Source organism: Streptomyces sp. NPDC002889 (assembly GCF_042888425.1).
Classification (GTDB): Bacteria; Actinomycetota; Actinomycetes; order Streptomycetales; family Streptomycetaceae; genus Streptomyces.
In genome coordinates this window covers 101,387-112,658 of sequence record NZ_JBIAPT010000001.1, presented here as the reverse complement: position 1 = coordinate 112,658, position 11,272 = coordinate 101,387, and the positions used below count along the sequence as shown (strand labels likewise).

General features: G+C 71.8%; 11 protein-coding genes. 6 read left to right on the top strand and 5 right to left on the bottom strand.

Features of this window, described 5'->3' with window-relative positions; translation table 11 throughout:
- Positions 1-9: 9 nt before the first annotated feature.
- Positions 10-2,088, bottom strand: a complete 2,079-nt coding sequence (locus ACFYWI_RS00500; RefSeq protein WP_389223204.1) for a hypothetical protein — start codon at positions 2,086-2,088, stop codon at positions 10-12.
- A gap of 101 nt (positions 2,089-2,189) precedes the next feature.
- On the opposite strand from ACFYWI_RS00500, the gene ACFYWI_RS00495 reads away from it, so the two are divergent.
- Together ACFYWI_RS00495 and ACFYWI_RS00490 are read left to right on the top strand one after the other, a co-directional pair.
- Positions 2,190-3,269, top strand: coding sequence for an amidase family protein (locus ACFYWI_RS00495; protein ID WP_389223201.1), 1,080 nt, complete (start codon positions 2,190-2,192; stop codon positions 3,267-3,269).
- Positions 3,242-3,697, top strand: coding sequence for a DUF3291 domain-containing protein (locus tag ACFYWI_RS00490; protein ID WP_389223198.1), 456 nt, complete (start codon positions 3,242-3,244; stop codon positions 3,695-3,697). Before ACFYWI_RS00495 ends, ACFYWI_RS00490 begins: the two co-directional genes overlap by 28 nt.
- Before the next feature lie 2 nt (positions 3,698-3,699).
- Here ACFYWI_RS00490 and ACFYWI_RS00485 read toward each other — a convergent pair whose 3' ends face one another.
- The 4 genes from ACFYWI_RS00485 to ACFYWI_RS00470 form a co-directional block, all read right to left on the bottom strand.
- On the bottom strand, positions 3,700-4,314 hold the full coding sequence (locus tag ACFYWI_RS00485) for a Uma2 family endonuclease (RefSeq protein WP_389223195.1): 615 nt from the start codon (positions 4,312-4,314) through the stop codon (positions 3,700-3,702).
- Between the two features lie 61 nt (positions 4,315-4,375).
- The gene (locus ACFYWI_RS00480) at positions 4,376-4,615 is read right to left on the bottom strand and encodes a hypothetical protein (protein ID WP_389223192.1); all 240 of its coding nucleotides are present in this window, start codon (positions 4,613-4,615) and stop codon (positions 4,376-4,378) included.
- Entirely contained in the window at positions 4,570-4,893 is a 324-nt protein-coding gene (locus tag ACFYWI_RS00475) for an ADP-ribosylglycohydrolase family protein (RefSeq protein ID WP_389223189.1), read from the bottom strand. The genes ACFYWI_RS00480 and ACFYWI_RS00475 overlap by 46 nt, the downstream gene beginning before the upstream one ends.
- A 74-nt stretch (positions 4,894-4,967) precedes the next feature.
- Positions 4,968-6,080, bottom strand: coding sequence for a ferritin-like domain-containing protein (locus ACFYWI_RS00470; RefSeq protein ID WP_389223186.1), 1,113 nt, complete (start codon positions 6,078-6,080; stop codon positions 4,968-4,970).
- Between the two features lie 166 nt (positions 6,081-6,246).
- Between ACFYWI_RS00470 and ACFYWI_RS00465 the strand changes: the two genes are divergently transcribed.
- The 4 genes from ACFYWI_RS00465 (at position 6,247) to ACFYWI_RS00450 (ending at position 11,204) form a co-directional block, all read left to right on the top strand.
- On the top strand, positions 6,247-7,182 hold the full coding sequence (locus ACFYWI_RS00465) for a diiron oxygenase (RefSeq protein WP_389223183.1): 936 nt from the start codon (positions 6,247-6,249) through the stop codon (positions 7,180-7,182).
- Positions 7,183-7,319: 137 nt separating this feature from the next.
- The gene (locus ACFYWI_RS00460; RefSeq protein WP_389223180.1) at positions 7,320-8,048 is read left to right on the top strand and encodes a TetR/AcrR family transcriptional regulator; all 729 of its coding nucleotides are present in this window, start codon (positions 7,320-7,322) and stop codon (positions 8,046-8,048) included.
- 10 nt (positions 8,049-8,058) lie between these two features.
- On the top strand, positions 8,059-8,334 hold the full coding sequence (locus tag ACFYWI_RS00455; RefSeq protein ID WP_389223177.1) for a hypothetical protein: 276 nt from the start codon (positions 8,059-8,061) through the stop codon (positions 8,332-8,334).
- Between the two features lie 92 nt (positions 8,335-8,426).
- Positions 8,427-11,204 (top strand): PQQ-binding-like beta-propeller repeat protein, encoded by a 2,778-nt coding sequence (locus ACFYWI_RS00450; RefSeq protein ID WP_389223174.1) that lies wholly within the window; start codon positions 8,427-8,429, stop codon positions 11,202-11,204.
- Positions 11,205-11,272: the final 68 nt, after the last annotated feature.

Below are 11,272 nucleotides of genomic sequence, written 5' to 3'. Positions count from 1 at the left end.
GCAAGCGCATCATCCGTCCTTGCCGTCCGGTCGCGACAGGGCCACCAGGGAGGGGATCGGGCCGCGGAGGTTCCAGTCCGGATCGCGCTCGGTGAGCCGGGCGATCACCCGGCGCCAGGCCGCGGGGTCGGTGCCGAGCCGGTCGTGGACGAGGGCGGCCACGTCGTCCATGGCGGCCCGTATCTGCCGCGGCGCGTCGGTGCGTCGCCTGGCCGCGTTGAGATAGGACAGGACCGGAGCGGCCGGAGCGGCTTCGTGAACGAGATACCGGCCCGACAGATGGCCCGCCGCCAGCAGATGGTCCAGCTGACGGGTCAGCGGCTCACCGTAGCGGCCCCCCAGCCCGTGCCGGACTCGCGCGCGCGTCAGCTCCGGACTGCCCGGCATCCTGGCGTACGTCGGCTCGGGAAGCCGTTCCGCATGGCGCAGCTTCACGTCGAGCGGGGCACAGGGAAGGTTGACCAGCTGGTCCCAGTGCGGGATCGGCTCACGGAGGTGCTCGGCCTCCAGGCCCTCCCAGTCCGGCTCGGCGGCCATCGAGCGGATCACCTCGGCCGTGTCCCAGTGCCTTTGGCACCGGCGCAGGCGCTTGGCGAGCTTCTCCATGGACAGTTCGCGGTCGGCACGGGCCCGGATGACGGCGAGAGGGTCGCCTGCGGCCAGGGCCTTCCGGCAGATCCTGCTCGCGGCCAGGCCCAGATGCCCGCCGTCCACCAGCGCGGTCAGACGCTGCGGGCCGCCGTACCGCAGGAGGTTGAGGCAGCCGACGAGCTGATGGGCAAGGCTCAGGGACTTGCCCATCCGCGCGAAGACCTCCTCGATCAGGTCCGGTTCTGCCGATCGGAGCCACAGGACGCCACCCGGCGGGGTCGCGACAGGATCGGACCGCAGCTCGGTAAGGAGCCCGGCGGCCAGCGGGCCCGGCGTCATGATGACGCGAAGCACGATGTGGCGCTGCCGGCTGCCGCGCAGCAGGGCGAGGTCGACGGCCGGATCGTGGAGGTCGGCAAGGCGGTCCTCGAGTTCCTCGTTCAGCCAACGTGACTGCGTGGCGAGGATCCGCAGCGCTTCGGGGTCGCGCAGCTTCAGAAGATGGTCGAAGGCTGCGCGGGGCGTCCTGTCGTACCGGAGCAGATAGGCGGCGAGCAGCCACTGGGCGTCGGCCCCGAGCCGGGGCAGTACGGCGTCGAGTGTCTCGGGCGCGGCCAGGCACAGAAGCGTCCCGGGCGGCCACATCCACAGATGGTTGCCGCGCTCGAGGAACGTGATGGCGCTGTCGGCAGTGGTGGGTGCGGCAGTCCGGAACAGCGTGCCGTCGGGTACGTTCTCGCGCCAGGCGGCGAGCCCCTTCCGGTCGCCGCCTGGCGCGGTGCGGGAACGGTCGAGGAGCTCGGGCCAGCTTGGCCCGTCCTCCCCTCGCCCACCGCGGCCGCACCGTTCGTGGAAGGCTTCCTCCGACGTACGGCCCGATGCCCCGCCCGACGATTCGTCGCACGCTGCGGCCACGAGCCTCAGCCAGCCGTCCGCGTCGGTGCCCAGCTCCCGGTCCAGGTACGCGGCCACTGCCCGGCTCCAGGCGGTGGCGAAGGAGCGTCCGCGCCACTCGTGCGGGAGGGCGAGCAGCAGTCGGGCGGGGAGCGTGTGCAGCAGGTCGTCGGCCTGGACGATTCCGTGCGCATACGCGCTCTCCACGGTGCTCTCGCACGAACGGCAGCTCTGCGGACGCGTCGTCCTTGCCCCTTCCCGGGTAGGAGCGGCGCACCAGCCGTCATCCGGTCGGACGCCGTGGGCGCGGCATGCGTCCATCAACCAGCCCGGGGTCTCCAGACCCGGAGCGTCGTCGTGGTCGTGGTGGGCCAGATAGCGCAGGCTGCCCGGGTCGTCCGGCAGCGGGGCGCCGGCCGGTGCAAGGGACAGCAGCAGATCCAGGGCGCTGAGCGCGGCCCGCTGCCTCGCGCCGCGCGGAGCGTCGGGCGGTGACGGCTGCGGGTCAGGAGGAACGGGCCGCGGCTCGGGTGCGGTGGACACCGGTGCGGCCTCCGATGTGTGTCGCTGTGGTTCGATCGGCTCTTCCTGCGGGTTCGTCACCTCGCGCACCCCCGTTCGCCCTGCTCGGTGAGACGTGATCCATCCCAGCACACGCCACTGACAACGCCGTCGGAACCGCCCGGGGCAAGGACACTGGTGGGGTGAGTGTGGCGGAGACACTGGAGATCATCGAGCGGCTCGACCCGGTTCTGAGCGCGTTCCTGGACGTGTGGGGAGAGCGCGCCCTGTCCGACGAGCGCGATGCCGACCCCGGACTCCCCCTGTCAGGGCTGCCGTTCGCGGTGAAGGGGCCGTCGGGCATCCGCTCGTACGCGGCACGGCGGCTGATCGCGGCGGGTGCGGTGCCGGTCGGGTCGACGTCGGTGCCGGGACCGGGGACGTACTGGCAGACATGGGGGCTCGGGGCGCACGGGCCCACCCGTAACCCCTGGCGGGCGGACCGCACACCGGGCGGCTCGTCCGCAGGCTCCGCGGCGGCGGTCGCCGCGGGCATGGTGGGCCTGGCGACGGGCAGCGACGGGGCGGGCTCGGTACGAATCCCGGCAGCGTGGTGCGGGGTCTTCGGGCTGAAGACGACGAACGGGCTGCTGCCGTCACCGGACCGGACGGGCCTGGCGTCGGCGGGCGTGCTGACCCGCACGGCGGAGGAGGCGCGCGCGTATCTGCGCTGTGTGCTGGACGAGTACGCGCCGGCGCCTCCGGCGCTCCCGGTACGAGTGGTCTGGTCTGCGGACCTGGGCTTCGCTGCGACGGACCCGGAGGTGGCGGCGGTCGCGCGGGCGGCGGTGGAGCGGCTGGTGTCCCACGGTGTCGTGCGGCGGGGCGGCGAGGGCATTGCGCTGCTCGATCCGGCGGCCGCCTGGTCGGCGGTACGGGGCGGTCGGCCGGCGGACGGGGCGGCGATACGGGCGGAGAACGACCGCCGCCTCGATGAGGTGTTCACGCGGACCGAACTGCTGCTGACCCCGGCGACCCCGAACCGGCCGCATGGACACGAGGGACCGGGCGAGCACTACTCCACGGCACTGACCTGGGCGTTCAACCTGAGCGGCCACCCGGCGGCGAGCATCCCCGCGGGCTTCACGAACGACGGCTGCCCGGTCGGACTGCAATTGGTGGCGGCGCGCGGCGCGGACGTCTCACTGCTCGAAATGGCGGTGGCGGCACAGCGGCAGTTGATTATGGTGCGCCCATGGCCTCCTACGAACTCGCCCAGGTGAACATAGCCAGACTCAAACACCCTTTGGACTCGCCGGAGTTGAAGGACTTCGTCGACAACCTCGACCCCGTCAACGCGATCGCCGACGCTGCGGACGGCTTTGTCTGGCGCCTCCAGAACGACTCCGGGAACGCGACGGATCTGCGGGTCTTCGGCGATGACCTGCTGATCGTGAACATGTCGGTATGGCGGGACACGAATGCGCTGACAGCGTTCATGTACCAGGGCATGCACCGCGAACTGCTGGCGCGGCGCCACGAGTTCTTCGAGCGGGTGCAGGAGGTCATGACCACGTTGTGGTGGGTGGAGCCGGGCCACCGCCCCACGGTGCGCGAGGCGGAGGAGCGCCTGGTGCATGTGCGCGAACACGGGCCGACGGAGCACGCGTTCACCCTGCGGAAGTCGTTCCCGCCGCCGTCCCCGGCCTGACCTCAGCCGCCGGCGGGGCGGCCGCGCCGGTTGACCGCGGTGAGGTCGATGTCGACGGGAAAGGGAAGGTCGACTTTGAGCTGCTTGTGGTAGATGTCGTCAAGTGCGTAGGTTCGGGTAGCGGGGTCCAGCTCGTAGACGTAGACGACGGGGAGCCCGTCGTTCTCCTCGACGCGCCAGAAGTGGGGGACGCCTGCCTGGGCGTACTTGCGCGGCTTCACCTCGCGGTCGCGCTCCACGGAGTCGGCCGAGACGACCTCGACGGCGAGAACAACGTCCTCGGGCTCGAACCAGGTCTGCCGGGGACCGCTGTCCGCGTCCACCGGAACCACCAGCACATCGGGCTCCGGCCGGTTCCTCTTGTTCAGCTTGATGGTCATCTCGCCGATGGCTTCCAGATGCTCCGGCGCCTGCTCCGTCAGAGCGCTCACCAGGTAATGAATGACGCGCGAGTGGAAGCGGGTCTGCGGACTCATCAAGACAAGGCTCCCGTCGATCAGCTCCGTGTGCGGAGGAAGATTCGGAAGCCTGTCGAGGTCGTCCGCCACCCAGCCGTCGGCCGGCGGTCGCGGCCACTCGTACTGGTCGTCCAGCCCGTACTCGCGTGCGGCGCTCATGATTGCTCCCATGCGACGGAGTCTGCCCGGCGAGTTCAGCGTACCCAGGGGAGATGCCGCATCACTCGATCGAAAGAGTGATCGACGATCCGAGGTTGACCAGCGACGGCTCAGCCGCCGGGCACTGCCTCCCGGCGCTGCAGCCACTCGCCCGGGCACCATGCACCCCCGTCGCCGCTCCCACGATGCCGCCCGTGATCGCGCACGCCGTGTCGACGTCGCCGAGACCCTCGGCCGTGGACCACGGCGCCGCCGTCAGGTCCTCGTGGTGGCGGACAGCCGTCCGGACCACGAAGGGCACCGAGTCCTCCGAACATGTCCGACGCCTTCCAGGGTTCGGTCGTGAACGGCAGCTCCGCCGCGCGCGAGGCCGTCGCGGACGGCGCCGGGCGGGGTGCGGGAAGCGGCCTCGGCAATCGACGGTTCGCCGCGGGCGGACGGCGCTGCCGCCGTGGCTACGGCCACCGCGCCCACCACGCCCGCGGGGTGGGCGTGGGTCACGCGGGCGGACAACTCAGCCTGGTGGGCGACCTGTTCGAGGTCCACATGGAACCAGGCGCCGCGCGGGGCCACCCGCATGGCCGGGCCGTTGCCGAGGCTGCCGCCGTCGAAGAGCTCGGGAGCGAGGGGCCCGGGGCCGGGGCCCGGATGTGTCAGCCGGGGAGCCGGGATCCTTCCGCGATCGCCTCCTCGACCTCCGCCACCCGTGCCTGCTCCTCCGCCGCGAAGCGTTCGCGGTCGAGCTGCTCCGCGATCTCCTCGTCCTGGGACATGAGCAGGTCCAGGTTCGCGTCGCCCATCTCGAAGACACCCATGTCGAGATAGGCCTTCTGCAGCCGTTCGCCCCACAGCCCGATGTCCTTGACGCAGGGCACGATCCGACTGAACAGCAGCTTGCGGAACAGATGCAGGAACTCCGACTGCTCGGACAGCTCCTCGGCCTCCTTCTTCGGGACGCCGAAGTTCTCCAGCACCTCGACGCCGCGCAGCCGGTCGCGCATCAGATAGCAGCCCTCGATCACGAACTCCTCGCGCTCGCGCAGTTCCGCGTCGCTGAGCTGCCTGTAGTAGTCGCGCAGGGCCATCCGTCCGAAGGCGACATGGCGGGCCTCGTCCTGCATGACGTACGTGAGGATCTGCTTGGGCAGCGGCTTGTCGGTCGTGTCGCGGAGCATCCCGAACGCGGCCAGCGCGAGCCCCTCGATGAGCACCTGCATGCCCAGGTACGGCATGTCCCACCGGGAGTCGCGCAGGGTGTCGCCGAGCAGGCCCTGGAGATTGTCGTTGATCGGGTAGAGCATCCCGATCTTGTCGTGCAGGAAGCGGCTGTAGATCTCGGCGTGCCGGGCCTCGTCCATGGTCTGGGTGGCGGAGTAGAACTTGGCGTCCAGGTCCGGCACCGACTCCACGATCCGCGCCGCGCACACCATGGCGCCCTGCTCGCCGTGCAGGAACTGGCTGAACTGCCAGGAGGTGTAGTGCCGGCGCAGGTCACCCTTGTCCTTGTCGGTGAGCTTGGCCCAGTGCCGGGTGCCGTAGAGCGTCAGGACGTCGTCGGGGGTGCCGAGCGGGTCGTACGGATCGACCTCCAGGTCCCAGTCGATGCGCTTGGTGCCGTCCCACTGTTTGTCCTTGCCCTTCTGGTAGAGGGCGAGGAGCCGGTCGCGGCCGTCCTCGTATTCCCAGCTGAAGCGCGCCGAGCCGGAGGCCGGGACCTGCCAGTGCGGGCTTTCGGGCGCGTGGGTGTAGCGGTCATGCGTCGACACTGGCGGCTCCTTCGCCTCGTATCCCGTGGTACGCAAGCACAGTTGGCAGGCTCACACGTTGGTAGACGGATAGTCAACAAGTCGCGCACAGGGGATTGACGACCTTGCTGACAGGGAGTCTCATAGCCATTGACACCGGTAACCCACTCGCGAGGTGCCCTCAGCCATGACATCCGTGACCGAACGCGACGTGCAGCTGCTCCGCGACGCACTCGGCCCGCTCCGGGACCGCGAGCAGGTCGCCGCACGCCTGCTCGAATCCTCCGCCAAGCACTCCTTCGACCCGGACAAGGAACTCGACTGGGACTCCCCTGCCGAAGACGGCAAGTGGTACTGGCCGCCGGAGCTGCTCTCCCTCTACGACACGCCCCTGTGGCACACGATGTCCGAGGAGCAGCGCCTGGAGCTGTCGCGCCACGAGGCCGCCTCGCTCGCCTCCCTGGGCATCTGGTTCGAGATCATCCTGATGCAGCTGCTGGTGCGCCACATCTACGACAAGCCCGTGACCAGCAACCATGTCCGCTACGCGCTCACCGAGATCGCCGACGAGTGCCGGCACTCGATGATGTTCGCCCGGATGATCCAGAAGTCCGGTGCACCGGCGTACCCGGTGCCGCGGGTCTACCACAACCTCGCGCGGATCCTGAAGACCATATCCACCACACCCGGCTCGTTCGCCGCGACCCTGCTGGGCGAGGAGATCCTCGACTGGATGCAGCGCCTCACGTTCCCGGACGAGCGGGTACAGACGCTGGTGCGCGGTGTCACCCGTATCCATGTGGTGGAGGAGGCGCGCCATGTGCGGTACGCCCGCGAGGAGTTGCGCCGCCAGATGGTGACCGCGCCGCGCTGGGAGCAGGAGTTCACACGGATCGGCTGCGGCGAGGCGGCACGCGTCTTCTCCGTCTGCTTCGTCAACCCGAAGGTGTACGAGGACATCGGCCTGGACCGCCGCGAGGTCGTCGCCCAGGTCAAGGCGAGCGGACACCGCCGCGAAGTGATGCAGTCCGGCGCCCGCCGGCTGACCGACTTCCTGGACGACATCGGGGTGCTGCGCGGTCCTGGTCGCAGGCTCTGGAAGAGCTCCGGGCTCCTCCCCTGACTCCTGTGAACCCTGACGCTGTGACCCCTGGCCCCTCCCGTGGCTCCGCGCGCAACCCCTCGACGGCTGCTCGCACATCTCCTCGCACAATCGGAGAAAAGTACGGTTACGCGCACTGCACGGTTACGCTGCGAAGCATGACCAGTCCCGCTCCCGCGACTCGCGCGTACCGACGGCTCAGCGTCGAGGAGCGCCGTACGCAACTGCTCGCGGCGGCGCTCACGCTCTTCGCGCACCGCCCGCCGGAGGAGGTCTCCCTCGACGATGTGGCGGAGGCGGCCGGGGTGTCCCGGCCGCTCGTCTACCGCTACTTCCCCGGCGGCAAGCAGCAGCTGTACGAGACGGCACTGCGCTCCGCGGCCGACCAGCTGGAGGGGCGGTTCTCCGAGCCGCCGGACGGGCCGCCCACCGAACGGCTCTCACGGGTCCTGGACCGCTACCTCGAGTTCGTCGACGAGCACGACGCCGGGTTCAGCGCGCTGCTGCGCGGCGGGAGCGTCGCCGAGACCTCCTGTACCAGCACGATCGTCGACGAGGTGCGGCGGGCGGCCGCCGAGCAGATCCTCGTGCACATCGGGGTCGCGGACCCGGGCCCGCGGCTGCGGATGATGGTGCGCACCTGGATCGCGGCCGTCGAGGCGGCGTCCCTGATCTGGCTGGACGAGGGCAAGCAGCCGGCCGCCGGTGAGCTGCGGGACTGGCTCATCGACCACCTCCTCGCCCTGCTGGCGGCGAGCGCGGCGACGGACGAGGAGACGGCGGGGGCGCTCCGGGGCCTGATCGCGCAGGAGAGCGGGACCGGCCCGGTGGCTCTGCTGGTACACCGGCTGGGGCCCGTGCTGAGCGACGTCGCGGATCCCCTGTGACACTGGACCGGTGAAAAGCGAGAACACCCCCTTCGAGGGCGGGCCGCTGGACGGGCGGGTGCTGCCGGTACTGGTCGGACCGACCGGCCACCCGCCGAAGTGGTACAAGGTCCCCGTCCCGCAGGACGACGGCTCCCCGACGGTTGTGCACGTCTACCGGCGTGTGCCGTCCGGCTACAGCAAGCGGCTCGGGCTGCAGCGGGGCTGGAAGTACGAGTACGCGCCCGGGGGCGTGGAGCGCCGCGAGCTCAAGTGGCCCTGGTCGAAGCCGAAGCGCACGCCGTAGCTGCGAAGTTCCCTCGCAGGTGACTGCCTGGCCGGTGCGAGCGGGCCCGCCATAGGATCACGGACGACCGTGTCACCAGGGGGGAGCTTCGCATGGAGCCGCTGCAGCAGGACGACCCGCGCCGAATCGGCCCGTACACCACGCGGGCACGGCTGCGGGAGTCGGCGAGCGCCGTGCAGTACCTGGCGTACGGCTCCGACGACGCGCCCGTCGTCGTTTCCTCCGCCCGCCCCGGTCTGGCGGCGGTGCCCGCGTTCCGGCGGCGTTTTGCCGCGGAGGCCCGGACGGCGGAACGGCTGGCCGGGGGCTGGGTGCCGCAGCCCCTCGCCATGGCGACGGACGAGCGGCAGGAGCTGTGGACCGCGAGCGCCTACATTCCGGCGCTGACGCTGCGCGCGGCGATAGCGCTCGTGGGTCCACTGCCGGAGCGGGCCGTACGGGTACTGGGCGCGGGACTCGCCGAAACCCTGTCCCGCGTGCACGCCACGGGCACGGTGCTGCACGGTCTCGCTCCGGACACGGTGCTGCTGGCCGCGGACGGGCCACGGCTCACCGCGTTCGGCGCGCTGGGCGCCGCAGCCGTCGCGCAGACGCGGCCGGGCGGTCAACTCTCCGTACAGCTCAGCTATCTGACGCCGGAGCAGGCGACCGGCGCGGAGCCGGGCCCGGCGTCCGACGTCTTCGTACTGGGCCTGCTGCTGGCCTACGCGACGACCGGCACGACACCACTGGGCGGCGCGGACGGCATTGCGCACGACGAGCCCCGACTGGACGCCATGCCGGGTGCGTTGCGGGAACTGACGGCGCGGTGCCTCTCGAAGCGGCCCCAGGACCGCCCCACGGCGGGCACGGTGGCGGCGGACCTGGCACTGGAGGGCGCGGCGGCACTGGGCCGCGAGGGCTGGTTGCCCCAGCCCGTGCTGGACGCGCTGACGGCCGAGGCGGTGCAGGCGGCGTCGCTGCGATCGGGCCGCCCGGGGGTGCAGGACGCCCCGGCTTCGGCGAGCGGGACCGGGGCGGGAGCAGAGGCAGGGACAGGGACAGGGAGGGTGTCCGCACCGGATGTCCCGCTCGGGGCCGGCACGGCCGCCCCGCAGGCGCTGATCCCGGCGCGGAGCGACGCATCGCACCTGCCCGTAGCGGGCGAGGCCGCCGCACGTGCCGGTGACAGCCCGGCCCTTCCGGCCGTCGCCCTCGCATCGGGTGCAGGCCCCGTACCGGGGAACGGCGGTGCGGCGGCGCCGCCGATGGTGCCGCCGCAGAGCGCGGGCGCCACCGTCCCTCCTGGTCCCGGCGCGCCCCGAACAAGCGCCGGTGCTGCGGGAAGCGTGCCCGACGGCCGGCAGGCCTTCACTGGACCGTCGGCCGCAACCGCGGACGGGGCGGGGCTTGTCGCGGACACCTCGACCCTCCTGGTGCGGCGCCACGGGAGCGCACCCGTTGCGGCGGTCGGCCAGGCGTGGGCCGGGCAGCCCGTGCCCGCGGGCAGCCCCGGGTGGAATCCCCCGCCCGCGGCGCCCACCGACGGACCCGTCCCACCTCCTCCCGCCGGCACGGTCGGGCGGCGCGGGGTGCTCGCTGCCGTCGCGGCAGGGGTCGCCGGGGTCGTTGTCGGCGGGGGCGGTGTGTATGCCGTCGTCGGTGGGGACACCGAGGCCGATCCCGCCCCGCGGCCCCCCGCGCCCCGGCGTACCCGGATGGCCGGGCTGGCGCCCGAGCCGAACTGGCGGTACGAGCACCCGAGCGAACCACTCGGCGTCACCGTATGGCGGGACCGGGTGCTGCTGCTGACCGACAGCCGGCAGACCACCGGCGTGGATCTGCGCACCGGGCGCCGGCTCTGGGCCCGGCCCGAGGCACCCTCGGCCTCCCGGGCCGTGCCGGTCGACGACCGGTTCTGTCTCGTCGACGCCCCGGACGAACTCCTGTGGATCTCCGCACAGGACGGACAGGTCGCCCACAAGGTCGCCAAGCGCACCTTCGCACAACCCGGTGAGACCCTGGCCCTCGGCGGGGTGATCGGGGCCGAGGGGGCCGGCATATGGCTGACCGGCCATGTCTCCAAGAGCGTCGAGCGGACCGTCAAGAAGCGCAAGAAGAAGGTCACCGTGCGGGAGGCGTATGTCATCGCCTACGACCTCGCCGGGCGCAAACAGCTGTGGCGCGCCCGGGTCCCGGCGGGGAAGGCTCCCCAGACGCCCCGCTACGACCTGGTCGTGGCCCGCCCCGACAGCATCGTCGTGCGGCAGGACGGCAACTCCCTCACCCCTGCGCAGTCCAAGGCCGCCAAGGGCGGGTCCGTTCTGCTCGGCCTCGACCGCGCCACCGGCAAGGCGCTGGGGTCCGTCCCGCTCCACGGGGTCGGATCGACGGCCGCCGTCGTCGGTGACGGGGGGAGCGGCAAACTGTTCGGCGCAGCGGGCCGCGAGCTGCATGCGTACGACGGCAAGGGCAAGCGGCTGTGGCGCGTACCCGCAGCGACCACCCCGGGTGAGAAGGGCGTGTTCGCCTACGGGATCCCCGTCGTGCACGGCCCCGCCCTCTATGCCGCCAACCGCTACCAGGAGGTGTGTGCTGTCGATACGGCGACCGGCCGACCGCTGTGGCGCCGCTCGACCGAGACGCCCGCCTGGCGCCAAACGCCCCGGACCGCGCTGAGCGCCGGAGGCCGTACGGTGCTCGCCGGCGACGCCGTGGCGCTCACCGCGTTCGCGGCGCGCGACGGCCGGCGGCTGTGGAAGTTCCAGGAGGCGGGTGCCCGGGATGCCGGGAATCCGCAGGACGCTCCCCGGTACGAACCGCTGCCGGGCGGCGACGGACGGCTCGTCGTACGCCGGGGACGGACCTTCTACGCCCTCCCCGTGGACTGACGGACCCTCAGACGGGTGACCGCGTTGCGCTGAACCGACCACCCGCCGGGCCGCTGCGGCGGCACGCC

Excerpts from the sequence above, each read along its gene's own strand:
- ACFYWI_RS00465 (WP_389223183.1), top strand. The coding sequence starts at position 6,247 with ATGACATCCGTGACCGAACGCGACGTGCAGCTGCTCCGCGACGCACTC.
- ACFYWI_RS00490 (WP_389223198.1), top strand. The coding sequence starts at position 3,242 with ATGGCCTCCTACGAACTCGCCCAGGTGAACATAGCCAGACTCAAACAC.
- ACFYWI_RS00460 (WP_389223180.1), top strand. The coding sequence starts at position 7,320 with ATGACCAGTCCCGCTCCCGCGACTCGCGCGTACCGACGGCTCAGCGTC.
- ACFYWI_RS00485 (WP_389223195.1), bottom strand. The coding sequence starts at position 4,314 with ATGAGCGCCGCACGCGAGTACGGGCTGGACGACCAGTACGAGTGGCCG.
- ACFYWI_RS00450 (WP_389223174.1), top strand. The coding sequence starts at position 8,427 with ATGGAGCCGCTGCAGCAGGACGACCCGCGCCGAATCGGCCCGTACACC.
- ACFYWI_RS00475 (WP_389223189.1), bottom strand. The coding sequence starts at position 4,893 with ATGCGGGTGGCCCCGCGCGGCGCCTGGTTCCATGTGGACCTCGAACAG.